26 protein-coding genes and 1 tRNA gene are annotated in these 24,948 nt (G+C 63.6%); 12 read left to right on the top strand and 15 right to left on the bottom strand.

The window, feature by feature from the left end; translation table 11 throughout:
• Nucleotides 1-83: 83 nt before the first annotated feature.
• The 4 genes from ACQ4W7_RS05160 to ACQ4W7_RS05145 all read left to right on the top strand — a co-directional run bounded on the left by ACQ4W7_RS05160 (nucleotide 84) and on the right by ACQ4W7_RS05145 (nucleotide 3,089).
• Complete coding sequence (locus tag ACQ4W7_RS05160) at nucleotides 84-725, top strand: LysE family transporter (protein WP_436528952.1); 642 nt, start codon at nucleotides 84-86, stop codon at nucleotides 723-725.
• A gap of 115 nt (nucleotides 726-840) precedes the next feature.
• Nucleotides 841-2,442 carry a DUF6600 domain-containing protein gene (locus ACQ4W7_RS05155; RefSeq protein WP_436528950.1) on the top strand — a complete coding sequence of 534 codons (1,602 nt, stop codon included), beginning with the start codon at nucleotides 841-843 and terminating at the stop codon, nucleotides 2,440-2,442.
• Entirely contained in the window at nucleotides 2,439-2,771 is a 333-nt protein-coding gene (locus ACQ4W7_RS05150) for a hypothetical protein (RefSeq protein WP_426074708.1), read from the top strand. The genes ACQ4W7_RS05155 and ACQ4W7_RS05150 overlap by 4 nt, the downstream gene beginning before the upstream one ends.
• 21 nt (nucleotides 2,772-2,792) lie before the next feature.
• Entirely contained in the window at nucleotides 2,793-3,089 is a 297-nt protein-coding gene (locus ACQ4W7_RS05145) for a DUF493 family protein (protein WP_102122449.1), read from the top strand.
• Here ACQ4W7_RS05145 and ACQ4W7_RS05140 read toward each other — a convergent pair.
• Nucleotides 3,082-4,281, bottom strand: coding sequence for a multidrug effflux MFS transporter (locus ACQ4W7_RS05140; protein ID WP_426074707.1), 1,200 nt, complete (start codon nucleotides 4,279-4,281; stop codon nucleotides 3,082-3,084). The two genes, ACQ4W7_RS05145 and ACQ4W7_RS05140, sit on opposite strands and share 8 nt — an antisense overlap.
• A gap of 137 nt (nucleotides 4,282-4,418) precedes the next feature.
• On the opposite strand from ACQ4W7_RS05140, the gene pdxR reads away from it, so the two are divergent.
• From pdxR to ung, 4 genes are all read left to right on the top strand, one after another.
• On the top strand, nucleotides 4,419-5,891 hold the full coding sequence (gene pdxR / locus ACQ4W7_RS05135) for a MocR-like pyridoxine biosynthesis transcription factor PdxR (protein WP_436528948.1): 1,473 nt from the start codon (nucleotides 4,419-4,421) through the stop codon (nucleotides 5,889-5,891).
• Nucleotides 5,892-5,966: 75 nt separating this feature from the next.
• Complete coding sequence (gene lipB, locus ACQ4W7_RS05130; RefSeq protein WP_426074705.1) at nucleotides 5,967-6,683, top strand: lipoyl(octanoyl) transferase LipB; 717 nt, start codon at nucleotides 5,967-5,969, stop codon at nucleotides 6,681-6,683.
• 37 nt (nucleotides 6,684-6,720) lie between these two features.
• Nucleotides 6,721-7,728, top strand: a complete 1,008-nt coding sequence (lipA, locus tag ACQ4W7_RS05125) for a lipoyl synthase (protein WP_426074704.1) — start codon at nucleotides 6,721-6,723, stop codon at nucleotides 7,726-7,728.
• A gap of 66 nt (nucleotides 7,729-7,794) precedes the next feature.
• Nucleotides 7,795-8,445: a uracil-DNA glycosylase gene (ung, locus tag ACQ4W7_RS05120; protein WP_436528946.1), complete on the top strand. Its 651-nt coding sequence runs from the start codon at nucleotides 7,795-7,797 to the stop codon at nucleotides 8,443-8,445.
• Nucleotides 8,446-8,448: 3 nt separating this feature from the next.
• Here the strand turns inward: ung and ACQ4W7_RS05115 are convergent, their stop codons facing one another.
• Together ACQ4W7_RS05115 and ACQ4W7_RS05110 are read right to left on the bottom strand one after the other, a co-directional pair.
• Nucleotides 8,449-10,620 carry a TonB-dependent receptor gene (locus ACQ4W7_RS05115; RefSeq protein WP_436528944.1) on the bottom strand — a complete coding sequence of 724 codons (2,172 nt, stop codon included), beginning with the start codon at nucleotides 10,618-10,620 and terminating at the stop codon, nucleotides 8,449-8,451.
• Between the two features lie 97 nt (nucleotides 10,621-10,717).
• On the bottom strand, nucleotides 10,718-11,062 hold the full coding sequence (locus ACQ4W7_RS05110) for a hypothetical protein (protein WP_436528942.1): 345 nt from the start codon (nucleotides 11,060-11,062) through the stop codon (nucleotides 10,718-10,720).
• A 152-nt stretch (nucleotides 11,063-11,214) separates the two neighbouring features.
• Here ACQ4W7_RS05110 and ACQ4W7_RS05105 point away from each other — a divergent pair, with 152 nt between their 5' ends.
• Together ACQ4W7_RS05105 and ACQ4W7_RS05100 are read left to right on the top strand one after the other, a co-directional pair.
• The gene (locus ACQ4W7_RS05105; RefSeq protein WP_436528940.1) at nucleotides 11,215-12,372 is read left to right on the top strand and encodes a PepSY-associated TM helix domain-containing protein; all 1,158 of its coding nucleotides are present in this window, start codon (nucleotides 11,215-11,217) and stop codon (nucleotides 12,370-12,372) included.
• Between the two features lie 90 nt (nucleotides 12,373-12,462).
• The gene (locus tag ACQ4W7_RS05100) at nucleotides 12,463-12,891 is read left to right on the top strand and encodes a PaaI family thioesterase (protein ID WP_436528938.1); all 429 of its coding nucleotides are present in this window, start codon (nucleotides 12,463-12,465) and stop codon (nucleotides 12,889-12,891) included.
• On the opposite strand, the gene ACQ4W7_RS05095 is transcribed toward ACQ4W7_RS05100, so the two are convergent.
• From ACQ4W7_RS05095 to ACQ4W7_RS05065, 7 genes are all read right to left on the bottom strand, one after another.
• Nucleotides 12,888-13,583, bottom strand: a complete 696-nt coding sequence (locus ACQ4W7_RS05095) for an anti-sigma factor (protein ID WP_426074698.1) — start codon at nucleotides 13,581-13,583, stop codon at nucleotides 12,888-12,890. The genes ACQ4W7_RS05100 and ACQ4W7_RS05095 overlap by 4 nt on opposite strands.
• On the bottom strand, nucleotides 13,580-14,170 hold the full coding sequence (locus ACQ4W7_RS05090; RefSeq protein ID WP_426074697.1) for a sigma-70 family RNA polymerase sigma factor: 591 nt from the start codon (nucleotides 14,168-14,170) through the stop codon (nucleotides 13,580-13,582). The genes ACQ4W7_RS05095 and ACQ4W7_RS05090 overlap by 4 nt, the downstream gene beginning before the upstream one ends.
• 98 nt (nucleotides 14,171-14,268) lie before the next feature.
• A complete protein-coding gene (locus tag ACQ4W7_RS05085) occupies nucleotides 14,269-14,790 on the bottom strand; it encodes a TlpA disulfide reductase family protein (protein WP_436528935.1) in 522 nt (173 codons plus the stop codon).
• Between the two features lie 93 nt (nucleotides 14,791-14,883).
• Entirely contained in the window at nucleotides 14,884-15,570 is a 687-nt protein-coding gene (locus tag ACQ4W7_RS05080; RefSeq protein WP_426074695.1) for a BON domain-containing protein, read from the bottom strand.
• Nucleotides 15,563-16,159: a phosphoheptose isomerase gene (locus ACQ4W7_RS05075; protein WP_034752465.1), complete on the bottom strand. Its 597-nt coding sequence runs from the start codon at nucleotides 16,157-16,159 to the stop codon at nucleotides 15,563-15,565. The genes ACQ4W7_RS05080 and ACQ4W7_RS05075 overlap by 8 nt, the downstream gene beginning before the upstream one ends.
• Nucleotides 16,160-16,216: 57 nt before the next feature.
• A complete protein-coding gene (locus ACQ4W7_RS05070) occupies nucleotides 16,217-16,576 on the bottom strand; it encodes a YraN family protein (protein WP_436528933.1) in 360 nt (119 codons plus the stop codon).
• Nucleotides 16,577-16,585: 9 nt separating this feature from the next.
• Nucleotides 16,586-17,797 carry a penicillin-binding protein activator gene (locus tag ACQ4W7_RS05065; RefSeq protein ID WP_436528931.1) on the bottom strand — a complete coding sequence of 404 codons (1,212 nt, stop codon included), beginning with the start codon at nucleotides 17,795-17,797 and terminating at the stop codon, nucleotides 16,586-16,588.
• Between the two features lie 165 nt (nucleotides 17,798-17,962).
• On the opposite strand from ACQ4W7_RS05065, the gene rsmI reads away from it, so the two are divergent.
• Nucleotides 17,963-18,871 carry a 16S rRNA (cytidine(1402)-2'-O)-methyltransferase gene (gene rsmI, locus ACQ4W7_RS05060; RefSeq protein WP_436528929.1) on the top strand — a complete coding sequence of 303 codons (909 nt, stop codon included), beginning with the start codon at nucleotides 17,963-17,965 and terminating at the stop codon, nucleotides 18,869-18,871.
• Between the two features lie 39 nt (nucleotides 18,872-18,910).
• Here the strand turns inward: rsmI and ACQ4W7_RS05055 are convergent, their stop codons facing one another.
• The gene (locus ACQ4W7_RS05055) at nucleotides 18,911-19,522 is read right to left on the bottom strand and encodes a hypothetical protein (protein ID WP_436528927.1); all 612 of its coding nucleotides are present in this window, start codon (nucleotides 19,520-19,522) and stop codon (nucleotides 18,911-18,913) included.
• A 166-nt stretch (nucleotides 19,523-19,688) separates the two neighbouring features.
• Between ACQ4W7_RS05055 and ACQ4W7_RS05050 the strand changes: the two genes are divergently transcribed.
• Nucleotides 19,689-19,765, top strand: a tRNA-Pro gene (locus ACQ4W7_RS05050).
• A 108-nt stretch (nucleotides 19,766-19,873) separates the two neighbouring features.
• Here the strand turns inward: ACQ4W7_RS05050 and ACQ4W7_RS05045 are convergent.
• The 4 genes from ACQ4W7_RS05045 to bioB all read right to left on the bottom strand — a co-directional run bounded on the left by ACQ4W7_RS05045 (nucleotide 19,874) and on the right by bioB (nucleotide 24,918).
• Entirely contained in the window at nucleotides 19,874-20,794 is a 921-nt protein-coding gene (locus tag ACQ4W7_RS05045; RefSeq protein ID WP_436528925.1) for a hydroxymethylglutaryl-CoA lyase, read from the bottom strand.
• Between the two features lies 1 nt (nucleotide 20,795).
• Nucleotides 20,796-21,728, bottom strand: a complete 933-nt coding sequence (locus ACQ4W7_RS05040) for a 2-hydroxyacid dehydrogenase (RefSeq protein WP_436529378.1) — start codon at nucleotides 21,726-21,728, stop codon at nucleotides 20,796-20,798.
• Nucleotides 21,729-21,749: 21 nt separating this feature from the next.
• Nucleotides 21,750-23,777: an acetyl/propionyl/methylcrotonyl-CoA carboxylase subunit alpha gene (locus tag ACQ4W7_RS05035; protein ID WP_426074690.1), complete on the bottom strand. Its 2,028-nt coding sequence runs from the start codon at nucleotides 23,775-23,777 to the stop codon at nucleotides 21,750-21,752.
• Between the two features lie 94 nt (nucleotides 23,778-23,871).
• Entirely contained in the window at nucleotides 23,872-24,918 is a 1,047-nt protein-coding gene (gene bioB / locus ACQ4W7_RS05030; protein WP_426074689.1) for a biotin synthase BioB, read from the bottom strand.
• Nucleotides 24,919-24,948: the final 30 nt, after the last annotated feature.

Below are 24,948 nucleotides of genomic sequence, written 5' to 3'. Positions count from 1 at the left end.
ACTGCGATCTTACCTCAGGCTGGGCCGGCAGGGCCGCACGGGCCGGGTTAAAATTGCTCCTCATCAGCATTTTTGGATACCGCATGCACTTTGCCACCTGGATCACCTTTGTCATCGCCGCCTCCATCATCGCCGTCTCGCCCGGCTCGGGCGCCGTGCTGTCGATGTCGCATGGCCTGTCGTACGGGGTGAAAAAGGCCAGCGCCACCATTCTGGGGCTGCAACTGGGGCTGCTGGTGGTGCTGGGCATCGCCGGTGCCGGCGTGGGCTCTTTGCTGCTGGCCTCCGAAGTGGCTTTTAATATCGTCAAGACAGTGGGCGCGCTGTACTTGATTTACTTGGGCCTGTCGCAATGGCGCGCCAAGGTGGCGGTTACGGGCGACCTGCATGCCGACGCTGTGGTGCCTTCCATGGGCCGACGTGTGCTGACGGGCTTTCTGACCAACGTGACGAATCCGAAAGGCATCATTTTCATGGTGGCGGTATTGCCGCAATTTATTAGTTCCACGGCACCGCTGCTGCCGCAATTGCTGATCCTGGCCATCACCATGTGCACGATCGATCAGATCGTCATGCACAGCTACGCTTTCCTGGCCTCGTCGATGCAGCGTTTTTTCCGCGACGCCAGCGCCGTGAAAAAGCAGAACCGCTTCTTTGGCGGCCTGTTGATGGCCGTCGGCGCCGCCTTGTTCTTCGTCAAGCGGGGCAGCCAGGCGGCATCCTGAGGCAGATCAAGATGCAAACCAAGATGCAAACATTTGTAAGCCCGCTTGCGATGCCCGCCCGATGCGGATGTAATCGATAGCAATCATCCTTGTAAGTCCTGCCTGGAGCGCTGCCATGCGTGCGACCCTACCTTTCCCCTGCCTGCAAGCCGTGTGCGCCGTGTTGCTGTCGTCGGCATGCACCTTCGCCATGGCCGAGGACCCGCCGGCCCGCGTGGGCCGCATTTCCACCGTCGAAGGGCAGGTGCTGGTACGCGCCGGTGATGGCGAGGCGCAAAACGCCCTGCTGAACTGGCCCATCACGACGGATAACCGGCTTAGCACCCAACGCGGCGCGCTGGCGGAATTTCGCGTGGGCGCGGCCGCCGTGCGCCTCGATGGCGATTCAGAGCTGGAAGTGAGCGAGCTCGAAGACGACAGTTTCAAGGCGCACCTCGGCTATGGCACAGTCAGCGTGCGCGTGCGCAATCCCGATGCGCTGCGCGGCTTCGAGCTGACCACCGCCCAGGCGCGCGTGACGCTCACCCAGCCGGGCTGGGTGCGCATCGAGGCGGGGCGCCAGCCCGGCACCAGCGTCGTCAGCGTGCTCGAAGGCGCGGCCGACGTGGATGGCGCGACGGGCAGCGTCACCTTGCGTGCCGGCAAGCGCGCCGAGCTGACGGACGATGCATTGCGCACGGGCGCCTTGCACAGGGTCGCTTTCGACCACTGGCCCGAAGCCTTGCCCGCTGCCGCGCCAGCCTTGCGCTATGTCACCGACGATACCACCGGCTATGAAGAGCTGGACCGCTACGGCGCTTGGCACGAAGACGCGGAATACGGCCCCTTGTGGCTGCCCAGTACGGTGCCGGCTGGCTGGGCGCCCTACAGCGACGGGCGCTGGACGTGGATCGCGCCGTGGGGCTGGACCTGGGTCGACAATGCGCCGTGGGGCTATGCGCCCTCGCATTACGGTCGCTGGGTGCTGCTGGGCCACCGCTGGGGCTGGGCACCGGGGCGTGATCGCGGCCGCGTGCCCTGGGCGCCGGCCCTGGTGGGCTGGGTGGGGGGAGGCCACGGGCCGCAGCAAGGTGCGCGTCCTGGCGTGGGCTGGTTTCCCCTGTCGCCGCATGACCGCTACGTGCCCGGCTACCGCGCCAGCGCGGACTATGAACGCCGCATCAACCGGGTGGTCGAGGGACGCCGCGCCGTGGCGGGCGAGCGCGAACGCCGTGCAGGCATGAGCATGCTGCCGGGCGAGCGCTTTGGCGCGCAGCGCACGGTCGATGTGCCACGCCGCAACCGCACGAGCATGCCGCCACCCGTCATGCAAAGCTTGCCCTTGAGCACGGCGCCTGCGCCGGCGGGCAACTGGCAGCGCCCCTTTGATGCGCCGCACGGCGACAACGGTTTCCGGCGTGACTGGGTCAACCGTCCCGGCCGCTTGCAGACGGACGATGGCCAGACGCACATGGCGCCGCGGCCCATGCAGCCGAACCGGCCGCCCGTGCCGGCCCAGCCGCAACAGCCGCCGATACCGGCCCAGCCCGTGATGCCGGCGATGCCAACCTTGCCACCCGTGCAAGACCAGGTGGGCCGCCCCGGGTGGCGTGGTGAGCAGCGGCCCCACGCCGAGCGGCCGCAGCCGCGCCCCGTCATCGAGCGTCCCTTTGATGCGCGCGGTGTCGAGCGCGGCGGTCCCGGCCGCAGTAGCCGGATGCAGGAAACGGAGCATTGAACGGGGCGCTGGCGCTGGCCGTCTGTCCGCCCGGTCATGGATTATCGACGTTCAAGCCGCCAAACCGACAGTTCGTCACATTTCAGCGGTCAAGCCGTGGTGTTTTGTCTACAGTGGAGTCATTGCAAGACAACGCAATGCCTTCGCGGCCGACAGCACCGATTTTTCCGGCTATTTTGTCCAAACGAAATAGTTTTCGCCAGCTTACCCAGCTGGCTTTTTTTTTCCGCGCCCCTGGCGCCATGGCAACGGCGCAGGCGCCCCCAAAGTTGGCTACAATACGTCTTTATGCAGCCGCCGCGCGCTATATGCTGCGCCGCCTGTTCTGACCGGCACTGATAGGATTTCCCATGCAAACCACCCCACCCACCGAAGTCACGATTCCTCCCAGCGAATCGCTGATCGAATACCCGAGCGATTTTCCCATTAAGATCATGGGCCCGACGCATGTGGACTTCGCGCCGACCATGCTGGAACTGGTCATCAGCCACGATCCGACCTTCCACGTGGGCCGCATGGAAGAGCGTCCTTCGCCCAAGGGTAATTACACAGGCCTGACCGTGACCGTGCGCGCCATCAGCCGCGAGCAGCTCGACGCCCTGTACATGGCGCTGTCGGGCCACCCGATGGTCAAGATCGTCATGTAAGGCTTGCTGCCGCCACGCTGGCCCGGCTCTTCGTGAGCAGCCAGACGGCGGCAAAGGCAGCGCTGGCCGCCGCCGTCACCCACAGCAGGGGCTTTTCGCTGCCGTCGGTGATGGCGGCGATGACGGCGCCACAGGCGGCCGTGATGAGCATCTGCACGAAGAAGAACAGGCCCGAGGCGCTGCCCGCCTGGGCGCCATACGGCTGCAGCACTGCCAGCTGGCAGGCGGGGATGGCCATGCCCACCGACACCATCACCAGCAGCATGGGCGCCACCAGCGATGCCACGTGTTGCGGCGCCAGGCTGCCCGCCAGCAACAAACTGCCTGCACCTACCACATTGATCAGTACCGCCACGCCCAGCAGGTAATCGGCGCCCAGGCGCGGCCCCAGGGCGCGAAACAGGCTCGATCCTGCCACGTAGCCGCTGACCGTCAGCGCGAACACCAGCGCATACGCGTGCGGCGACAGATGCATCCCCCTTTGCAACAACACGGACGATTCCGCGATGAACGGGAAATACGTGCAATACACACAGCCGATGGCCAGCGCATAGCGCAGGAAGTACGCGTCGCCCAGCAGGCGGCGGTACAGCGCCAGGGTATTGCCCTGTGGCACGGCGTCGGCTGGCTTGGTTTCCGGCACGTACGCGGCAATCAGCCCCAGCGACAGCGCGCCCAACAGGCACAGCACGCCAAACACGGCGCGCCAGCCGAAGGCGGCGTCGAGCACGCTGCCGGCCAGCGGCGCCACGATGGGCGACAGGCCCATCACCATCGAGATGCGTCCCAACATGCGCGCCTGCGTGACGGGGTCGAAGCGGTCGCGCACCATGACGCGGCCGATGATGGTACCGCTGCAGCCGCCGAACGCTTGCAGCACGCGCGCGGCGATCAGCACGTGCACATCGGAGGTCAGGGTGCAGACGATGCTGGCGAGCACATAAATGCCCGTGCCGGCCAGCAGCACGGGACGGCGTCCGTAACGGTCGGCCAGCGGCCCGCAGGCCAGCATCGACGCGGCCGAGCCGGCCATGAACAGGCTCAGGGTCAGTTGCAGCTGGGCATCGCTGGCATGCAGGGCATCGGCCATGGCCGGCAGTGAAGGTAAATAGATGTCGATGCTGATGCGCGACAGGCAGACCAGCAGCAGCACGATGCCGCCCCAGGCCCATAAAGCGAGTTGTTTCTGCATTGTTTTACACGATCCTCTCATGTGTCCTTTCATGCGTGCGCCCCGCTGGCGCACCGGAACGGTGAGAGTAGAATGTTTGTGGTGTAATGCGAAGTGCCAGTCATCAGAGAATTCATTGGACCACTTGGACGAATATTATGCCGCGAGGAAAATCACCGCACGCCCTGGACTTGCCTCGTCCCACCAGCTGGCTCGACAAGGCGGGCGTCAACAAGCAGGATGGCGCGTATGAAGCGCTGCGCTCGGCCATCCTGACGAAGATGCTGCCGGCGGGCAGCCGTTTGCCGTCCAGCCGCACTCTGGCGGAACGGTGGGAGCTGTCGCGCGGCACCATCGAAACCGTGTTCGACCGTCTGCACGCGGAAGCGTATGTGACGCGCGTGCCCGGTTCCGGCACGCGCGTGTGCGCCGTGGTGCCGGAACGCTTCCTGATGGCAGGCTTCGCCGATGCCACCCCTGCCGCACCGACTAGCGTGCCCGCGCCCGCCCCGGACACGGGCGTGCGCGACGGCTTGCCCTTCGTGGCGCGGCGCGCCGACGCCAGCCTGTTTCCCATGGCCGCCTGGTCGAAGTGCGCCACGCGGGCGCTGGCGGCCGCCACGCCGGAGCAGTTGTGCAGCGCCGATCCGGCCGGCCTGCCTCAGCTGCGCCAGCAGATCGCCGACTTCCTCGCCAAGTACCGCGGCATCCGCTGCGACCCGCAAGACATCGTTGTCACGACCGGCATCCGCCACGCGATCGACTTGCTGGCGCGCAGCATCGTGCGCGATGGCGACAAGGTTTGCCTGGAAGAGCCGGGCTACCCGGCCGCGCGCGCCCTGTTCACCCTGGCGGGTGCCGTGTGCGTGGACATTGCCGTCGATGCCGAGGGTATCGATTGCGCCGCCTTGGCTACGCACACCGACGCCAGCCTCGCGTATGTGACGCCGGCGCACCAGTCGCCGCTGGGCGTGACCCTGTCCGTCACGCGCCGCCTGGCGTTATTGGAGTGGGCGAACGACAGCGGCGCCTGGGTGCTGGAAGACGATTACGACAGCGAATTCAATTACCAGAGCGCGCCGCTGGCGGCCCTGAAGGCGCTGGACCAGTGCCAGCGCGTGATTTATTGTGGTAGTTTTAACAAAACCTTGTTTGCCGGCCTGCGCGTGGGCTTCATGGTGCTGCCGCCCGCCTTGCGCCCGCAACTGCTGCGCACCCTGCAGTTAACGGGCCGTTCCGTGGGCGTGACGGAGCAGCTGGCGCTGGCCGCCTGGATGGAGGAAGGCGCCTTCGTGCGCCATCTGCGCCAGGCGCGCCTGGCCTACAAGGAGCGGCGCGACCTGCTGCTGGCCTGCCTTGAGCAAATCGCCCCCGGGCGCTACGCCATTTCCGGCCAGCAGGCGGGCTTCCATTGCGTGCTGTGGCTGCCGCCAGACAGCGACGAGCGGGCGTTTTGCGCGCGCGCCGCGCAGGAGGGGCTGGCGCTGCAGCCGCTCGGTGATTTTTGCCATAGCGCAAAGCTGGCGCCGGCCGTGTTGCTGGGCTACACAGCCCTGAATGCCGCCCAGATACGCCATGCTGCTCAAAAATTGGGCAGGCTGCTGTTGTTGCCAGGGCCCGCCCCGGAATGAAACGGCCGCCTGGCTTATAATCATGGCTTCGCCGCAGCGTCCGCAAGGCGCCGGCAGCTGATTACAGAATCTGTCATGACCACCACCCGAACCGAAACGGCGCTGATCCGCGAACTGGGCCGCGTCGATTACGAGCCGACCTTTGCCGCCATGCGCGCCTTTACCGACGCGCGCACGACGCAGACGCGCGACGAGCTGTGGATCGTCGAGCATCCGCCCGTGTTCACCCTGGGCCTGGCGGCCGACCGCGGTCATTTGCTGGCCGGTGCGGCGATTGCAGAAAATGCGATCCCCGTGGTGCAGACGGACCGTGGCGGCGAAGTCACGTTCCACGGCCCCGGCCAGGTGGTGATTTACTTGCTGATGGACTTGCGCCGCAACAAGCCGGGCGGCAAGCTGTATGCGCGCCAGTTCGTGCATAAAATCGAGCAAGCCATCATCAACGTGCTGGCGGCGTATAATCTTGCAGGCGAGCGCATCGATGGCGCGCCCGGCATTTATATTGCAGGCGGGCCAGACAAGGGTGCGAAGATTGCCGCGCTGGGCTTGAAAGTGCGCGGCAACGGCTGTACCTACCATGGCGTATCGCTCAACGTGGCGATGGATCTGGCGCCGTTTTCCTGGATTAACCCCTGCGGCTATTCCGGCCTGAAGACGGTGGACATGCGCAGCATGGGCGTGTTGGCGCCGCTAGCCGAGGTGCAGCGCGCCCTGGCCCATGCATTGACCGTATTACTCGATGTAAGCGAAGTAAACAGCGCCGCAGGCGCGCCTCAGGCAACGGATGCCTGAGCAAACAAACCAACATGCCCCTCAAGGGCTTGCAGCCATGACTTCTGAGACCATTTCCAGCACCGCCCCCGCCGCTCCCGCCTACAACCCGAGCGAAAAGCAAAAAGGCGCCAGCAAGACTTCGCGCATCCCGATCAAGATCATTCCGATCGAGCAAGTCGAGCGCCTGAAAAAGCCGGACTGGATCCGCGTCAAGGCCGCCTCGGCATCGACCCGTTTCTATGAAATCAAGGACATCCTGCGCGAAAACAAGCTCGTCACGGTGTGCGAGGAAGCCAGCTGCCCGAACATCGGCGAATGCTTCGGCAAGGGTACGGCCACCTTCATGATCATGGGTGACAAGTGCACGCGCCGTTGCCCGTTCTGCGACGTCGGCCATGGCCGTCCTGATCCGCTCGACAAGGAAGAGCCGGCCAATCTGTCGAAAACCATCGCCAAGCTGCGCTTGAACTACGTCGTCATCACTTCCGTCGACCGCGATGATTTGCGCGACGGCGGCGCCGGTCATTTCGTCGAGTGCATCCAGCAAACGCGCGCCCTGTCTCCAAACACCCGCATCGAAGTGCTGGTGCCCGATTTCCGTGGCCGTCTTGAAAAAGCCTTGCTGTTGTTCAAGGATGGCTTGCCTGACGTCATGAACCACAACCTGGAAACGGCGCCGCGCCTGTACAAGGAAGCGCGTCCCGGCTCCGACTACATGCACTCGCTGAAACTGCTGAAAGATTTCAAGGCCATGTACCCGGACGTGAAAACCAAGTCCGGCATCATGGTGGGCCTGGGCGAGACGGACGAGGAAATCCTGCAAGTCATGCGCGACATGCGCGAGCACGATATCGACATGCTGACCATCGGCCAGTACCTGGCGCCATCGAACAGCCACTTGCCCGTGCGCCGCTACGTGCACCCGGACGTCTTCAAGATGTTTGAAGCAGAAGCCTATAAAATGGGCTTTACCCACGCCGCCGTGGGCGCCATGGTGCGCAGCTCGTACCACGCGGATGAACAGGCGCACAGCGCCGGCGTGGAATCGGCGCTGAATTTCTAAGTAACCTTGCGCCACATCAAAGCCACCTGCTCATGCCGGTGGCTTTTTTTTGCTTCATCGCGGTTGGTGGGGGAAGACGGGCTTGACGTTTTTGCCGAAGAGTATGCGGCGGGGCCGTGTTTTCCGCCGGGCAAGGCCATCTTTCGCGTGTTCGACCTGACGCCGGTTGGGCAAGTCAACGTCGTGATCCTGGGGCACGACCCGTATCACACGCCCGGCGCGGCCATGGGCTTGTGCCTTTCCGTGCCGGACGGCCATCCGCCGCAACCGAGCCTGCAGAATATCTTCAAGGAGTTATCCACGGATGTGGGTGTGGCGCGCGCGGATTTGTCGGACTGGGCAGAGCAAGGGGTGTTTTTGCTCAACAGCGTGCTGACCGTGCGCGCCGGGGCGGCCGGTTCGCACGCGGCCAAGGGCAGGGAAAAGCTGACGGATAGCGCGATTCGCCACCTGTCCACCGAGCGTCAACATCTCGTCTTTATCTTGTGGGGCGGCTATGCGCAAGCCAAGCGCAGCCTGATCGACTCCGGCAAGCACCTGGTGCTGACAGCGCCCCACCCTTCGCCCTTGTCGGCGAGCAAAGGTTTCTTTGGCAGCAAGCCGTTCAGCTTGGCGAACGCCTACCTGCAAGCGCATGGCCAGGCGGGCATTGCCTGGGCACAAGTACGGCAACCGACAGCGGCAGGCGTTGCTCCCTGCCGCTGTCTTCGCGCGTAACGGTTAAAAGCTGGTCGACAGGCCGGCGTAGAAGCTGCGGCGGGCGCCGTATTGCGGTGCCCCCACGCCCACGCCGGAACCGTCGCGCAGCAGATACGATTTATCGAACAGGTTGATCAGGGCCAGACGTCCTTCGACCTTGCCCATGGGCGTGTTTTTCCACGTGTGCGTGAGCGCCGTGTTGACGGTGAAGTAACTCGGCAGATGGCCTGAATTGGGCGTGCCGCCGTCCGGCGTCATGCGCAGGCCGCTGCCGTACAGGAAGTCAGCGCTCACTTGAGAATCGCCGAAGTGATAATGTCCGCCGCCCGACAGCGTGTATTTCTGGTCATGATCGAGGTAGACATAGTGCTGGCTGATGGTGCTCAACTCATCGGCGCCAAACAGGGCCTGGCCCGAATTGATGTTGCGTCCCTGCGCCTTTTGCGTGCTGGCGTTGAGGAACAGGCCCCAGTCCTTCTCGCTGTAGATGGCCGACATTTCCAGTCCCTTGGCGTAGCCATCCGCATAGTTGAACGGCGTCAAGATCAGCGCCTGGCCGAACTGGCCTTCGTCGAGCAGGTTGTTGATCTTTTTATAGTACACATCGGCCGTTACGGTCAGTTTCGAACTTACCTGGTGGCTGATGCCGATGTCATAGTAGTGCGTGCGCTCGGCCTTGACGTTGTCCGACTGGCCGATTTCCGGCGCATTCGTCGTGTTCGCATACAGGTCGATGCTGCCCTGAGCCGCCAATTCTTGCGGCGGCGGCGTGAAATAGCGCGAATAGCCGGCGTGCAGGGCCGTGCCAGGCGCCAGCTGATACGCGAGGTTGACGCGCGGGCTCCATTGCTGCTCGCTCGTGTAGGCCGAGACTTTGTCGAAGCGGGCGCCATAGTTCAGGGTCAGGGGCTTGCTGATATGCCATTCATCCTGCAGGTAAAAGCTGGCCAGGGTGCCTGTCTTGCCGCTGTTGTCGAGAATGCTGATCGGCGTGGTGGAGGTTTGCGCCCCGTCAATGGCGGGGAAGACGGCCACCGTATTGTCGCTGTTCGTCTTTTGACGCGTGTAGGCCAGGCCCGCGCGCACGGTGTGGTCCGGCTGTAGCTTGTAGCTGATATCGAACTGGGCACCCGAAGCGCTGTTCGCGCGGCGCGCATCCGAAGCCACGCCGTTGTAGATCAGGTCGCCGATGGCATCGGGCGTGAAGTGCAGTTCCGAGTACTGGTGGAAGGCGGAGAACTGGTAATTGACGTCGCCCAGGCTTTTTTGCAGCGATAGCACGAGGAAGCGGTTCACTTCGCGCTGGTTTTCATTCAGTTGCGATGACGGCAAGGTAGACGTGCCCGCCTGCGCATCGCTGTGGCCATCGAGCGAGAAGGCGGGCGCCTGGTTCGGATTGTTGGGGATCTGGAAGCGACCGTTATACGTGCCGAACATGGCGCCCAAGCGTGTGTTGTCATCGAGGAAATACGACAGGCTGCCGAACGATTTATTCTGGCGTGTCTTGTCGTGCAAGGCGCTGCGCGTGGCTTGCGGGTTTTCCACACCCAGGGAATTGCCCAGGTAGCTGCCGGACAGGTAGTAATTGAACTTGCCCACGCTGCCGAAAAATTCGGCACTCGGTTCCACATGGTCGTGGCTGCCGACCATAATGCCGATGCGTCCGCCTGGCGTCATGCCGCCCTCCTTCGTTTCAATATCGACAATGCCCGCCGTGCGCAGGCCAAACTGGGCCGGCAAGGCGCCCGTCATGAAATCGGTCTTGTCGATCAGGCGCGTGTCGATCGACTGGCCGAAGCCGCTGATGCTTTCCGGCAACTGCACGCCGTTGATGCGGTATTGCACGTTGGCATGGTCGTCGCGCACGTGCAGGGCGCCCGAGCCCTTCGAATCCTGCGATACGCCCGGCAGGCGTAGCAGCACTTCGTTGAATGGCGTGTTGTCGCCCTGGCCCAGCATGTCGACCATGTGGCTGTCGATGCTGTAGATGGTGGTGCCGACTTTCGGCGACAGTTCGATGCGCGCGCTTTTCAAGTGGGCGGACGTAACTTCGACTTTTTGCATGTCTTGCGGCGCAGCGTCGGCGTTGCTGGCTGCCGGGCTGGCTTCGGCAGGCTCGGCGGCGTGGGCGGAAACGGTAAACAGGCTGGCAAGGGCGAGCGACAGCGCGCTCAGACGGGGAGTGTATTGCATGGTAAACCTCAAAAATAGTCAACGCCAGGCGGCACGGCACGCATGAAGATGCGGCACGCGGCAGTGCAGCCCGAAAAAGGATAAAACAGCGTGGGAACTACAGTGAGGCGGCAGGCGGACCGCGCACGGGCGGCAGGATGAGGGCGACGACGGGCGCCAAGGTGGCTGGCGCGGCGGTCAGCAAGCGGTAGGGCAGTAACTGGGCGGGCGGCGCGGCGATGGCCGGCGGCACGGCGATATCTGCCACCTTGTCGATGACCGTGGCGCACAGCGCGCACTCTTCCGTGTCGAGGCTGGTCTTGTGCAGGTGCGAGGCGGCCGTCGACAGCAGGAACACGAGGGCCAGCGCACTGAACAGGGCCACGCACAACTGCCACGGCGTGCGCGCTAGGGCGGCGGCACCGTGATGAGCAAGCTTGCGGGTGGGCTGGCGGGAAGACATGGGCGCATAGTAGCAAGAAAATCGTCTCACTGTCAGCCTTGTTGCGTGATTTTCGCTGCCTGGGTACGACAGCATGTCATCTGATCATGATGTTCACTCGCGGCCTTTCATGCTATCGTTCCGCAGCCCAAAATTCCCCGAATCGCCTCCCCATGTCCAAACGTCCGAGCAAGTGGTTGATCAGCAAACTGCACCTGTATGCGGGCCTGTGGTTTGGCGCCCTGTTCGTCCTGCTGGGCTTGACGGGGTCCGCGATTGCCTGGATGCCGGAGCTCGATGCCTGGCTCAATCCCACTTTGTTGCAGGCGAGTACGCCCGCGCCTGGCCAGGTGTTCCATGTCACGCCGCGCACGCTGCAAGCGGTGGTCGATGGGCTCACTGCCGACCCCGCTTATGGCAAGCCTTCGCAGCTCAATCCGCCCGCCGATGCGCGCGACGTGTACGTGGCGTCATATCGCCAAGCTGGCAAGCCTTCCTCTTTCAGCCAGGCCATCGTGCGCCAAGTGATGGTCGACCCCTACACCTTGCAAGTCAAAGGCGAGCGCGACTGGGGGCGTTTTGGCCTCACGCGCCCACTGTTAATGTCGGGCATGTTTCATTTGCACCGCTATTTATTGTCTGGCGAGGTGGGCAAAACCATGACCGGCATTTCAGGCGTGATGCTGCTGCTGATGGCGTTCAGCGGCATCTATCTGTGGTGGCCGCGCTGGCAGTGGACGGCCATCCGGCGCGCGCTGACGGTGTCGCATGGCGGCTCCTGGCCCCGCTTCAATTACACGTTTCACAAGGCGGCCGGCTTCTTTGCCGCGCCCGTGCTGGCCATCCTCGCCTTTTCCGGCATCTATTTCAATTTGCCGCAGCTGGTCGTGCCATTGGTGGACCTGGTGTCGACGGTGCCGGACACGGCAAAGCTCAAGAATGTGCAGCAGGATGGCGCCCTGCTTGATGCGGGCCAGGCCATGGCCGCCGCGCAGTTGCTGTATCCGCAGGCACGCGTCTCGCGTGTCGTGCTGCCGGCCAAGAAGGAGCAGCCGTACGAGATCCGTGTGCGCCAGCCGGACGAAATCGCCCACGGTGACGGCGCCACGCGCATCACCCTGGATGCGCGCAGCGGCTTGCCCCTGCGCATACGCGATCCCTTGCGGGCGCCAGCCGGAGACGTTTTCCTGGGTTGGCAATTCCCCCTCCACTCGGGCCAGGCCTTTGGCGTGGCCGGGCGCGCCTTCATTACCGTCTTTGGCTTGATGCCGCTGCTGTTCCTGCTGACGGGGACTCTGGTGTGGTGGAAACGGCGGCGTAGCCGGAAATAAGCGCTTGCCAAACCGATGCGGGGAAAGTTGCTATCATCATAGTATTTACCGGCGTATCGACTGTCCGGACTTACCCGCACAAGGACCAGCATGAGCAATCCCGACATCACCGTAGCAATGTTGAATGAACGCGGCGTGGGCCGCCTGCCCGGCCACCTGGGCATCGTCATCACGGCCGTGGGCGACGGCCAGCTGACGGCGGAACTACCCGTGCTGCCGCACCTGCTGGCGCCGAATGGCTATCTGCATGCCGGCAGCGTGGTCACGCTGGCCGACACGGCTTCCGGCTATGGCTGCATCGTCAACCTGCCCGAAGGTGCCAGCAACTTCACCACCATCGAGCTGAAATCGAACCACCTGGGCACGGCCCGCGAAGGCACGCTTACCTGCACGGCGAAAGTCGAGCACCAAGGCCGCAACACGCAAGTGTGGGACGCCGTGGTAAAAAGCAAGGAAACGGGCAAGACGATTGCCCTGTTCCGTTGCACGCAGATGATTTTATATCCGAAGCAAGCTTAGATTTTTATCCAGTTACCCTTGTATAAAACCGGCCCCGTCGGTCCGTTCGGATCGGGCGAACCGCCTTTTGGTTCCAGCGTGACGGCCAGCAGGGCCACGTCGTTGCCGATGGCGCGCTGGGACAGGGCCAGTTTGACGTTGCCCTTGTCGGCCAGCAAGCCCAGCGAGCGCGGATTGCCGCTCTTCGGCACGGCCCACAGTTCCAGGTCCTTATCGCTCGGCACGGGCGCGTTGCCCACCATGCGCACTTCGAGCGCGCTGTGGCGGCTGTCTGCCGTCAGCAGCAGGGCTGTTTGCGCTTTCTCGTCCGTCAGGCTAGCCACATAGCTGATCTGCGGCGCGTCCAGCAGGCGCGTGGCCACGACGATCACCAGCAAGGCGGCGATGGCGCTCGAAGCCATCCCCAGCGAACGCCAGAACGACAGCGAATCACGGAACAAAGACCAGCCACCCTGCGGCGCCAGGTGCAAGCGCTGCTCGATCCGTTGCCAGACGCGCTTGGGCGGCGCTACGCGAGGGGCGAATTCTGCCATCGGTTCCAAACGCTGGCGCCATTCGGCCGTGATATTACGTAAGTCGGCGTCGTTGTGCAGCCAGCCTTCGAAACGCCGCCGTGCTCCCCCTTTCAGGGTGCCCAGCACGTATTCGGACGCCAGTTTCTGGCGCAAGCTGTCATTACCGCGGCTATTCATGGTGCCTCCCGTTTCGCCAGACACGTGCGCAGCCGTTCCAGGCTGCGGCGTATCCAGGTCTTCACGGTGCCGATGGGCAGCGACATCTGCTGCGCCACTTCGCTGTGCGACAGGTCGTGATAGAACGCCAGGGCGACCACCTGCCGGTGCAGCCCTTCCAGGGCCGACATGCAAAACGCCAGTGCCTTGGCATCACCACTCATTTGCAGCGATTCGATCGGCGTGGCCTGGGGGTCTCGGAGTGCATTCATGACTTCGCTATCAAACTGTTCGGCATCGATTTCCACGGTATCGTCGCTGCGCCGCAGCACATCGAACGCCTTGTTGCGCACGATGGTGGCCATCCAGGTCATCGGCGCCGCCAGATGGCTCTGGTAAGTGGCGGCGTTGTTCCAGATGGCGACGAAACCCTCTTGCAAGGCTTCTTCAGCGAGCTCTTGCTTATGCAATATACGCAGCGCGAAGCCAAACAGTTTCGATGAGGTGGAGTTATATAGCTGACGGAACGCGGTGGCGTCCTTGTTGCCGGCGGCGAGCAGCCAGGTTTTGAGTTGTTGCGGGTCGGGCGATTGAGCGGCTAGGGACACGGCTGGCCTTCACAAGGTAAATAGGATTATGCCTGGGAAGGTTATAACAAGTTGGCAACCTTTAGCAACAAGGTTTTGTGCGGTGTTTGTGCGGTGCCTTAGCCGGCGATGGCCGTTTCGAGCAGCTTGTGCAGTTCGGCGAATGCCGGCTTGCCCACGTAGCGCTTGAGGATCTTGCCCTGCTTGTCGAGCACGAAGGTGGTGGGGGTGAGCGCCACGTCGCCATAGGCCTTGGCCGCCTCGCCCGTTACGTCGAGCGCCACCTTGAACGGCAGCTGGCGCGTTTCGGCGAAGTTCAGCACGTAGTTGGCCGGATCGTACTTCATGGCCACGGCCACGAATTCCAGTCCCTGCCCCTTGTACTTGTTGTAGGTGTCGATCATCTCCGGCATTTCCGCCACGCACGTAGTGCACGAGGTGGCCCAGAAATTGACCATCACCACCTTGCCGCGCAGGCTGGCCGAGGTGATTTTCTCGCCATGGATGCCGTGGAAAGTCACGTCCGGCGCGCTTTGCTTGTCATTCAGCGACAGATAGCCGGCCGCCGCCACGCCCGCCACGAAGATGGCGATGAGGGCTGGCTTGATCCAGGACTTGCTTGCGGATGGCGAAGTTGACATGGTTTTCATTTGAAAAGCGCGGCGCTGCGGCCACGATGTGACTATTATAGCCGCCGCATCGTCGCCGTGCCCTAGGTCGGATGGCGGAGGCGCTTACTGCTGTACCGTGTCGCTGGCCGTGCTCGTCGTGCGCTGCTGCGGCGGATCGGGTTGCAATTGCTTCAGTTCCGTTTCCGAAATGTAGTCGAACAGCTTGACCACTTTCTGCACGCCGCCCACGCCGCGCGCCACGTCGGCCGCCACCGTGCCTTCGCGCTGGGTAACTCTGCCCATCAGGAAGACGGTGGCGTTTTCGGTGACGACCTTGAACGAGGCGGCCGAGATGGTTTTCATGTCCACCAGGCTGGCCTTGACCTTGGTGGTGATCAGCGCGTCGTTCGAACGCGAGGTGTAGCTGGCCGGGCCGGCGATGATCAGTTCATTGGCCACCGATTCCACGCCCTCGATATTGCGTACTTCGCGTTCGACGGCATTTTTCATCGCCTCGTCGCGCACTTCGCCCGTCAGCAGGACGCGGCGGTTGAAGCTGGTGACGTTCACATGGCCGGCATCGCCGACGATGGAGGGGATGCGCGACTCGCCTTTGAGGGCGATCGACTTGTCTTCGGTCTGGGCACCCAGGGTGCGGCGGTCTGCCGCGGCAACGCCGCCCATCACTGCGCCGCCGACCATCAGTTCGATGCAGCCGGTGAGCGAGGTGAGCATGGCGCCGCACAAGAGTGCGGTGGCCAGCGGGCGTTGTACGCGTTTCCAGCCTGGGCCAGTACCGAATTTAGTCATTCACGTCTCCTCCGAATAGGGCGACGTCGATGCCGTCGCAGATGCAATGTATGGTGGTCAGGTGGACTTCCTGGATGCGCGCCGTGCGCTCGGCCGGCACGCAGATATGCACGTCGGCGTCCGTCAGCATCTTGCCGATGGCGCCGCCGTCCTTGCCCGTCAGCGCCACGACGCGCATTTCGCGCTCGAGCGCCGCTTCCACGGCGGCCATCACGTTGGCCGAATTGCCCGATGTGGAGATGGCCAGCAAGATGTCGCCGGCTTGGCCGAAGGCCTGCACCTGCTTCGAGAAAATCTCGCGGTAGCTGTAGTCGTTGGCCACGGCCGTCAGGATCGAGGTATCCGTTGTCAGCGCCAGGGCCGGCAGCGGAAAGCGCTCGCGTTCGAAGCGCCCGACCAGCTCGGCTGCAAAATGCTGGCAGTCGGCGGCGGAACCGCCATTGCCGCAAGCCAGGATCTTGTTGCCGTTGGACAATGCATAAAACATCAGGTCGATCGCCTGCGCAATGGGTTGCGCCAGTACGGTAGCGGCCTGGATCTTGAGTTCGGCACTTTCGTGGAAGTGCGAGAGGATGCGTTGATTATTCATAGTCTGCCGATTATAGTGCAGGCGCGCGGCATGGCGGACAAGCACTGTTAAAAATGCTTACATATCGAGGATGTTCTTCAGCCAGCTGATGCGCCCGCCATCGATGGCGAGTGCGTCGAAGCGGCATGGCGGCACGCTTTTTTGTGCCAGCAGCCAGGTTTGCGCCGCCACCACCATGCGCCGCTGCTTGGCTGGCGTGATACTGGCCAGGGCGCCGCCGAAGGCTGCACTGCTGCGTAGCCGCACTTCGACGAAAACGATGGCGGGGCCATCGCGCATGATCAGGTCCAGCTCGCCGCCCTTGCACAGGTAGTTGCGCGCAAGCAGCACCAAGCCTTGCAGCAACAGATACGCGAGCGCATCGTCTTCCCCCTGCCGTCCCCGCGCCTGCTTATTCTGGAAAGGCAGGGGTGGCATGGCGTGCTCTTATTGCGCTGGCGGCAAGGCGACAGGCGTGGGCGCGGCCGGCGGCCAGGTGCCCAGCACGCCCTGCTGGTAGGTGGCGGCTTGCTCCGTGCGTTCGAACACGCTTTGATCGTTCTCGAAGCGCACGGCCAGGCGGCCCGTCACGCCATCAAGGGTAAATGGCGTGTTCGGCCGCAGCGCCACTTCGCGCGCCACGCGGAAGGCATCGATGCCCAGCGCGTACAGGCGTTGCATGTCGGCCGTCAAACGGCTGTCGGTCGGTTGCGGCGGCTGTGGATAGACCATCACTTGCGGATGGTCGCGTTGCACTTGCCAAGGCAAGTCCAGCAGGCGCGCGCCGTCGAGTTCAGGGCCGCTGGCGCCGCGCCCAGCGCCGGGATTCAATGACGACGTGCCATACAGGGGCAGATCGCTGCCGATGGCCACGCGCAGCTGGCGCGCCTGGTCGGCGTCGAGCGCGGCAAACAGCAGGCCCGGCGGCGTCGCGGCCAGGCGCGCGCGCAGTTGCACCAGCTCGGCATCGCTCAGGTAGCCATTCGTGGCCGTCAAGTCCATCGTCTCTATCTTGCCGCCCTGGCGCAGCCATTCCTGCTTGAAGGCGGCGCTGGTGCGGCGCTGCGAGGGCGAACCGGCCGACAGGATCAGCGCGCTGGCGCCAGGCTGTTCACTGGCGGCCCAGGCGGCGACTTGGCGTGCTTCGGCCTCGATGGACAGTCCCATCACCAGCAGCTTGGCCGGCAGGCGCGCCTCGCCGCGGTTGTCCGGGTGGTTCAGGGCGATCGTCGGCTTGCGCACCAGGTCGCTATTCGCCACGGCTGTCACGGCCGAGCGCGATAAAGGCCCGACGACGATGTCCTGTTCTTCCTGTGCTTGCGCAAACTTGTTCAGGACGTCGCTGCTGCCATCGCCCGTGTCGATCACCGTCACTTCGAAGCCGCTGCGGTCGCGTTCATACGCGGCCATGAAGCCTGCGCGCAGCAGTTCGGCGGCCGGGCCCAGGGAGACCGAGCGCAGCGGCAGCAGCAGGCCGATGTGGTGGACCTTGCCGTCGGACGGCGCCGGCGCCGTGGCCGCTGGCATATCGAGCGGCGTGCCGGTCGCCGGTTTGTTCTTGATGGGCGCCAACGGCGCGCCATTGCTGTCATACGCGGTAATATCGGGCACGGCCACGGCAAACGTCACCGGTTCGGGCGCGGGCGGCTTGGGCGGCACGGGCGGTGGCAGCGGCTTCGGTGGCGGCAGCGCCCTTGTGTTAGATTCAATAGGCGCGCACAATTGTCCGGGCGCGTCGCAAGGCGTGCTGCAAGCGCTCAGCATGCCGGTCGCGGCACAAACAAGCAGTAACTTCACACTATTAGCAAGCATTTAACCTCCAAAATGACCGTACAAGAAATCAGTTCCATCGCCAGCCTGCCCATCATGACAGAGGCGGCGCACCAGGTCTATCCTATCGCAACATTGTATATAGTGGCCACGCCGATCGGCAATGTGACCGATATCAGCCTGCGCGCGCTGCATTTGCTGAGCCTTGCCGACGCCGTCGCCTGTGAAGATACGCGCAACACGGCGCACCTGCTGACGCGCTTTGGCCTGAACAAGCCATTGATTGCGGCGCATCAACATAACGAGCGCGAAGTGGCGCAAACGCTGATTGCCCGCCTGCACGCCGGCGAGCGTATCGCCCTCGTCTCGGATGCGGGAACGCCCGCCGTCTCCGACCCGGGCGCGCGCATCGTCGACGCCGTGCGCGCGGCCGGCTTGCGCGTGCTGCCTTTGCCTGGCCCCTCGGCGGCGATTACCGCTATTTCCGCCAGCGGGCTATTGAATGACCAGTTTTACTTTGTCGGCTTCTTGCCGGCCAAGGCCAAGCAGCGCGAAAACATGCTGCACAGCCTGCGCGGCGTGACGGCCACCATGGTGTTCTACGAGGCGCCGCACCGCATCCTCGATTGCGCCACGGCCTTGGTGGAAGCATTCGAGCCCACGCGCCAGGTAGTGTTCGCGCGCGAGCTGACGAAAATGTTCGAGGAAATCCACCGCTGCCCCCTGTCCGAAGCGGAAAGCTGGATACGCGCCGACGCGCACCGAGAAAAGGGAGAATTTGTCGTGCTGCTGGAAGGCGCCACCGAAGCGCAGGACGCGGAGGACGTCGATGCGGAGCGCATCCTGAACATTTTATTGGCTGAATGCAGCGTCAAGCAGGCGGCGAACCTGACGGCGCAAATCACGGGCCGCAAGAAAAACGCCCTGTATGAACGGGCGTTGCAGTTGAAAGGGCAGGAATAAGGGGATTATGAGATACCCAATCTGGGCATGTTGTTAGACTCACCACTTGCAGCCGCTATCCTTCTTGTCGAGCAACATCAGCACGGGTGCCAGCAAGCCCGCGCCTGAATAGGCGCTGCGGCAATCGCCGCGCTTGCCTTGCGCGATATCGCGCGCCAGCTGGGTTTCCGTCTGCAGCGGCTTGTCGGGGATTTGCCCCACAGCCGTGCCCACCTTGGAGGGATCGCGCTCACCAGCCACCTTGCGCGCCGTCTTCCTGGCCGCTTCCATATCGAATTTCGGTGTTTCTTGCGTGAAGGTATCGGGACTGGCCGCCGGCGTGGCCGGTGATGCCGGTACGACCGTGATGGCTTGCGGGTTGGACGCCGTGGCCGCTGCCGGCGTTTCCCGCGTCGTGGCGCGTTTCGGCTTGCTGACTTCGACGGGCGGCGGTGGCGGGGGAGGCTTGGCGGCCAGCGGACGTATCCAGACGGCGATCGATTCCACGCGCGGGCCCGTGTCTATCTGTGCGGCCGGCTGCACATGGCGCCACAGATAGATCAAGGCGCCATGCAGCAGCAAGGACACGGCTATGCCCAGCACGATGCTGCGGCGGTTCGGCATGGGCTGGCCGCCGTCGCTTCCGCCGTTTCTTTCGATACTGAAATCCATTGCCGTCGTCGCCTTCATGTCTGATCGGGAAAACTTGCGTAGTGAGTGTCGCATATTTCATGCATGCTGAAAAATACAGGGGTTCCAGTGCCGCGCGTAAATAATTTACACAGAGTTTCACCTGACCCTTGACCGAAGTCGATACGGCCTGTATTATCTTGGTCTTCGGAGTGTGGCGCAGCCCGGTAGCGCACCTGGTTTGGGACCAGGGGGTCCAAGGTTCGAATCCTTGTACTCCGACCAAATTTGTAGAAAAAAACCCAAGAGTTGAGGCTCTTGGGTTTTTTTTCGTCTGTACGGCGGAGCACTGCATTCACACTGCAGGGGCGGAGACGCCCCTGCCCTGCATATTCAGCCTGCGCGTTTCGCCGCGATGGCGTTGCCGGCGCGGCTAGATCCCTTGCGCCCCAGTTGCTGCGAAATGAACTGTCCCGCGTCCACCACCAGGTCCAGGTCGATGCCGGTGTGTATCCCCAGTCCCTGCATCATGTACAGCACGTCCTCGGTGGCGACATTGCCAGTGGCGCCCTTGGCGTAGGGGCAGCCGCCCAGGCCCGAGACGGACGAATGATAAATCGCAATCCCCGTTTCCAGGCTGGCGTAGATATTTGCCAGCGCCTGGCCGTAGGTGTCGTGGAAGTGACCGGACAGGCCGTCTACGTGGAAGGCCGCGATGGCGCGCTCCATCACCGCCTGCGTTTTGCGCGGCGTGGCCACGCCGATGGTGTCGGCGATGTCGATCTCGTCGCAACCGAGGTCGCGCATGCGGCCCACCACGTCGGCCACGGCGTCGAGCGGCACGTCGCCCTGGTAGGGACAGCCGAAGGCGCAGCTGATGCTGCCGCGCAGGCGCAGGCCCTGTTCCTTGGCCGCCTTGGCCACGCCCTCGAAGCGGGCGATCGATTCGGCGATCGAGCAGTTGATGTTCTTTTGCGAGAACGCTTCAGAGGCGGAGCCGAAAATCACCACTTCATCGGCCTTCGCCGCCAGCGCGGCATCGAAACCCTGCATATTCGGCGTCAGCGCCGAATAAATCGTGCCGGCACGGCGCGCGATCTTGTCCATCACTTCCGCGCTGGTGGCCATTTGCGGCACCCATTTCGGCGAGACGAACGACGCCGCCTCGATGTTGGCGAAGCCCGCCTGCGTCAAACGGTCGACCAGTTCGATCTTGACGGCGGCGCTGATGATGTCCTTCTCGTTTTGCAGGCCGTCGCGTGGCCCCACCTCGACGATCTTGACCTGCTTGGGCAGACTGGTAGTAGGGTTCATTTCAATATCCTTGCGAACGGTTGACGACGCCGGCGACAGAGTCTCCGGCGTGCAGGCGGCGCATCTTGGCGGCGATTTGCGCCACGCTTTCGCGGCGCAGGGTGGCGGCCGAAATATGCGGCGTGATGGTGATGCGCGGTTCTTGCCAGAACGGGTGCTGCTGCGGCAGCGGCTCGTTACGGAACACGTCCAAGGTCGCTCCGGCGATATGCCCGGAGCGGATCAGGGTCAGTAAATCCGGTTCGGCGAGATGCGCGCCGCGCGCCACGTTGATGACATAGGCGCCCGGCAGCAGCATCGACAGGCGCGTGCGGTCGAGCAGGTTGTGCGTCTCTGGGGTGAGCGGCAGCATGCACACCAGCACGCGCGTGTCGCGCAGGAAGGCTTCAAGCCCGTCCTCGCCGGCGTAGCACTCCACGCCATCGACGCGCTTCTGGCTGCGGCTCCAGCCCCGCAGGGGAAACTCGAACTGCGCCAGCGCATCCAGCACGCGCGTGCCCAGCACACCCATGCCCAGCACGCCGACCGGGAAATCCGCCTTGTCGAACGCGGGCAGCGGCTGCCAGATGCCTGCGCGGCCCTGCGCTTCATAGTCGTCGAAACGGCGGAAGTGGCGCAGCACGGCATGGCTCACATACTCGGCCATCTGCACGCCCATGCCCGCGTCGTCCAGGCGCACCAGCGGCACGTGCGCGGGTAGCGCCTCGCCAAATTGCAAGAGCGCGTCCACGCCGGCACCCGTGTTGAAGATGGCTTTGACTTCGCGCAATACGGGCAGCATGGCGGCGGGTGGCTTCCACACGACGGCGTAGTCGCATGGCGCGAACGTGTCGCCTTCGCGCCAGAAGATAATCTCGGCCTCGGGCAGCAAGTTGTTAAAGTCGGCGATCCACGCCGCTTCCTTGCCGTCCGCGCGTTGTAACAGGATGCGCATCGATGTTTTCACGAGCGTTCCTTACGCGGCGGCTTTGAAGGCCAGCAGCGGCGCGCCATCGGCCACCTGGTCACCGATGGCGTACAGCACGTCTTCCACCAAGCCGTCGTGCGGCGCGGCGATGGTGTGCTCCATCTTCATCGCTTCCATGATGACCAAAGGCTCGCCCTTTTTGACATCCTGCCCCTTGTTCACCAGCACGGCGACGACCTTGCCCGGCATGGGGGCCGTCAGGCGCCCGCCTTCCGCTTCCACTTCGCCCGCATGCGCCATCGGGTCACTGTAATGCAAGGTGGTGTGCAAGCCGTTGGTGAACACGTGGAACTGCTCCCCGTCGCGCAGCACCGTGCCGTGCACGGCACGCTCACCGAGCTTGATGTGCAGCTCGTTGCCTTTGCGCGCCGTCAAGGTCAGGGGCTGGCCGTTGAACAGCCAGCCATCTGTCTGGTAGGCGATGCGTGTTACGTAAGCCTTGCTGTCGCCGGCCAGCGCGAATTCATCGGCAAACGCCAGGCTGCGTACCAGGGTGCTGTTCAAACGCCAGCCCAGTGCATTGCCCCACGGGTCTGCGCGGTGCGTCGACTGCGTTTCCGCAGCCGCTTTTTCTTCCAGCAGCAGGGCGACGGACGCCAGCGCCAGGGCTGTGTCGGGCGCCGCCTGCAGGGCGGGGAACAGCGACTCTTGATTGCGCTCGATTAAACCCGTATCGAGGTCCGCGCTGGCAAATGCCTGGCCTTCAACCAGGCGTTTCAAAAAGGCGATATTGCTGGCCAGGCCCACGATCTGGTATTCGGCCAGCGCCTGCGCCATGCGCGCCAGCGCCTCGCGGCGGTCCGCGCCCCAGACGATCAGCTTGGCGATCATCGGGTCGTAGAACGGCGAAATGGCGTCGCCCTCGCGCACGCCCGAATCGATGCGCACGGCGGCCGGAACCAGCGTGCCACCCAGCTCGAACGTCACGGCGCAAGGCGACTGCATGTGGCGCAGGGTGCCAATCGACGGCAAGAAGCCCTTCTCCGGGTTTTCCGCATAGATGCGCGCTTCGATGGCGTGGCCGTGTATCGTCAATTCGCTTTGTGTTTTCGGCAGCGGCTCGCCAAAGGCGACGCGCAACTGCCATTCCACCAGGTCGGTGCCGGTGATCATTTCCGTCACCGGATGCTCGACCTGCAAGCGCGTGTTCATCTCCATGAAGTAGAACGAACCATCCTGGTTGGCGATGAATTCCACCGTGCCGGCGCCCACATAGCCGACGGCCTTGGCGGCGGCGACTGCCGCTTTGCCCATGGCTGCACGGCGGTCAAACGGCATGCCCGGCGCCGGCGCTTCTTCCAGCACCTTCTGGTGACGGCGCTGCACCGAGCAATCGCGCTCGAACAGATAGATGCAGTTGCCGAGGGTGTCGGCAAACACCTGGATTTCGATATGCCGCGGGCGCGACAGGTATTTTTCGGCCAGCACCTTATCGTCGCCGAAAGAGCTGATCGCTTCGCGCTTGCACGAGGCCAGCGCGGCCTTGAAATCGTTTGAGTTTTCGATGACGCGCATGCCCTTGCCGCCGCCGCCGGCCGAGGCCTTCAGCAGGACGGGGTAGCCGATCTTGTCGGCTTGGCCGTGCAGGAAGTCGGCATCCTGTTCGTCGCCGTGGTAGCCGGGCACCAGCGGTACGTTGGCTTTTTCCATCAGCGACTTGGCGGCCGATTTGGAACCCATGGCGCGCATGGCAGATGCCGGCGGGCCGATGAAGACCAGGCCTGCAGCCTGGCAGGCGTCGGCGAAATCGGCGTTCTCGGACAGGAAGCCATAGCCGGGGTGGATCGCCTGCGCACCTGTCGCCAGCGCCACGGCGATGATCTTGTCGCCGCACAGATAGCTTTCCTTGGCCGGCGCTGGGCCGATCAAGACGGCTTCGTCGCACACGGCGACATGCTTGGCGTTGGCGTCCGCTTCCGAATACACGGCGACGGTCTGGATGCCCATGCGGCGCGCGGTAGCGGCGACACGGCAAGCGATTTCGCCGCGGTTGGCGATCAGGATTTTAGTGAACATGGTCTCTCTCTTTGCAGCTCGTGGCTGGAAGTTTTTTATCTGAGGTGTCGCTGGGAGTGGATGCGCCCTGGCGGGGCGCATCCCGGGGGCTGGATCAGCAGCCGCACTTCTCTTTCTGTACCGAGTCCAGCATGGCGCCGCGCGTCTGCAAGCCCAGTTTGTTCAACAGGGTGCGGTCGTCTTCCGCTTCCGGGTTGTCGGTGGTGAGCAGCTTGTCGCCGTAGAAGATGGAATTGGCACCAGCCAGGAAGCACATGGCTTGCACGGCTTCGCCCATCTGGCGCCGGCCCGCCGACAAACGCACGCGCGCTTTCGGCATGGTGATGCGGGCCACGGCAATCGTGCGCACAAATTCGAATGGGTCGAGCGCTTCCAGGCCATACAAAGGCGTGCCTTCCACTTGCACCAGGTGGTTGACGGGCACCGATTCCGGATACGGATTCAAATTGGCCAACTGGGCGATCAGGCCGGCGCGCTGCAGACGCGTTTCACCCATGCCGACGATGCCGCCGCAGCACACTTTCAAGCCTGCTTCGCGCACGCGGCCCAGGGTATCGAGGCGGTCCTGGTATTCGCGCGTGGAGATGACGTTGTCGTAGAATTCGGGCGCCGTGTCCAGATTATGGTTGTAGAAGTCGAGGCCCGCGTTTTTCAGGCGGTCTGCCTGGCCTTCTTCCAGCATGCCCAAAGTAGCGCAGGTTTCCAGGCCCAGCGCCTTGACTTTCGTCACCATCTCTTCGACTTTTTCCATGTCGCGCTCTTTCGGGCTGCGCCAGGCGGCGCCCATGCAAAAGCGTGTGGCGCCGTTGGCTTTCGCCTGGCGGGCCGCGTCGAGCACCGTCTCGATGTCGAGGATTTTTTTCGCTTCCACGCCCGTGTCATAGCGGGCCGCCTGCGGGCAGTAGCCGCAGTCTTCCTCGCAGCCGCCCGTCTTGATCGACAACAAGGTTGCCAGTTCCACGTCGCCATCGGGGAAATTGATGCGGTGCGTTTGCTGGGCTTTGAACATCAGGTCATTGAAAGGCAGGTCGAACAGGGCCAGCACATCGGCGACGGGCCAGGTGGCCGCTTCCGGCACGGTGATGCGCGCCGCAGGGCGGTGCAGTTCGACGGTTTTTGCTGCTTCTTGGACGTGAGACATGTGATTCCTTCGCTTCTATTTTTGGATACG

This window comes from Janthinobacterium algoris (genome assembly GCF_051380935.1).
Classification (GTDB): Bacteria; Pseudomonadota; Gammaproteobacteria; order Burkholderiales; family Burkholderiaceae_D; genus Janthinobacterium.
The sequence above is the reverse complement of the archived record's forward strand: the minus strand, read 5'-3'. Positions and strand labels throughout refer to the sequence as shown.

Coding starts and splice junctions, on each gene's coding strand:
- ACQ4W7_RS05160 (WP_436528952.1), top strand. CDS start 84: ATGCACTTTGCCACCTGGATCACCTTTGTCATCGCCGCCTCCATCATC.
- ACQ4W7_RS05155 (WP_436528950.1), top strand. CDS start 841: ATGCGTGCGACCCTACCTTTCCCCTGCCTGCAAGCCGTGTGCGCCGTG.
- ACQ4W7_RS05145 (WP_102122449.1), top strand. CDS start 2,793: ATGCAAACCACCCCACCCACCGAAGTCACGATTCCTCCCAGCGAATCG.
- ACQ4W7_RS05140 (WP_426074707.1), bottom strand. CDS start 4,281: ATGCAGAAACAACTCGCTTTATGGGCCTGGGGCGGCATCGTGCTGCTG.
- pdxR (WP_436528948.1), top strand. CDS start 4,419: ATGCCGCGAGGAAAATCACCGCACGCCCTGGACTTGCCTCGTCCCACC.
- lipB (WP_426074705.1), top strand. CDS start 5,967: ATGACCACCACCCGAACCGAAACGGCGCTGATCCGCGAACTGGGCCGC.
- lipA (WP_426074704.1), top strand. CDS start 6,721: ATGACTTCTGAGACCATTTCCAGCACCGCCCCCGCCGCTCCCGCCTAC.
- ACQ4W7_RS05115 (WP_436528944.1), bottom strand. CDS start 10,620: ATGCAATACACTCCCCGTCTGAGCGCGCTGTCGCTCGCCCTTGCCAGC.
- ACQ4W7_RS05110 (WP_436528942.1), bottom strand. CDS start 11,062: ATGTCTTCCCGCCAGCCCACCCGCAAGCTTGCTCATCACGGTGCCGCC.
- ACQ4W7_RS05105 (WP_436528940.1), top strand. CDS start 11,215: ATGTCCAAACGTCCGAGCAAGTGGTTGATCAGCAAACTGCACCTGTAT.
- ACQ4W7_RS05100 (WP_436528938.1), top strand. CDS start 12,463: ATGAGCAATCCCGACATCACCGTAGCAATGTTGAATGAACGCGGCGTG.
- ACQ4W7_RS05095 (WP_426074698.1), bottom strand. CDS start 13,583: ATGAATAGCCGCGGTAATGACAGCTTGCGCCAGAAACTGGCGTCCGAA.
- ACQ4W7_RS05085 (WP_436528935.1), bottom strand. CDS start 14,790: ATGTCAACTTCGCCATCCGCAAGCAAGTCCTGGATCAAGCCAGCCCTC.
- ACQ4W7_RS05080 (WP_426074695.1), bottom strand. CDS start 15,570: ATGACTAAATTCGGTACTGGCCCAGGCTGGAAACGCGTACAACGCCCG.
- ACQ4W7_RS05075 (WP_034752465.1), bottom strand. CDS start 16,159: ATGAATAATCAACGCATCCTCTCGCACTTCCACGAAAGTGCCGAACTC.
- ACQ4W7_RS05070 (WP_436528933.1), bottom strand. CDS start 16,576: ATGCCACCCCTGCCTTTCCAGAATAAGCAGGCGCGGGGACGGCAGGGG.
- rsmI (WP_436528929.1), top strand. CDS start 17,963: ATGACCGTACAAGAAATCAGTTCCATCGCCAGCCTGCCCATCATGACA.
- ACQ4W7_RS05055 (WP_436528927.1), bottom strand. CDS start 19,522: ATGGATTTCAGTATCGAAAGAAACGGCGGAAGCGACGGCGGCCAGCCC.
- ACQ4W7_RS05045 (WP_436528925.1), bottom strand. CDS start 20,794: ATGAACCCTACTACCAGTCTGCCCAAGCAGGTCAAGATCGTCGAGGTG.
- ACQ4W7_RS05040 (WP_436529378.1), bottom strand. CDS start 21,728: ATGCGCATCCTGTTACAACGCGCGGACGGCAAGGAAGCGGCGTGGATC.
- ACQ4W7_RS05035 (WP_426074690.1), bottom strand. CDS start 23,777: ATGTTCACTAAAATCCTGATCGCCAACCGCGGCGAAATCGCTTGCCGT.
- bioB (WP_426074689.1), bottom strand. CDS start 24,918: ATGTCTCACGTCCAAGAAGCAGCAAAAACCGTCGAACTGCACCGCCCT.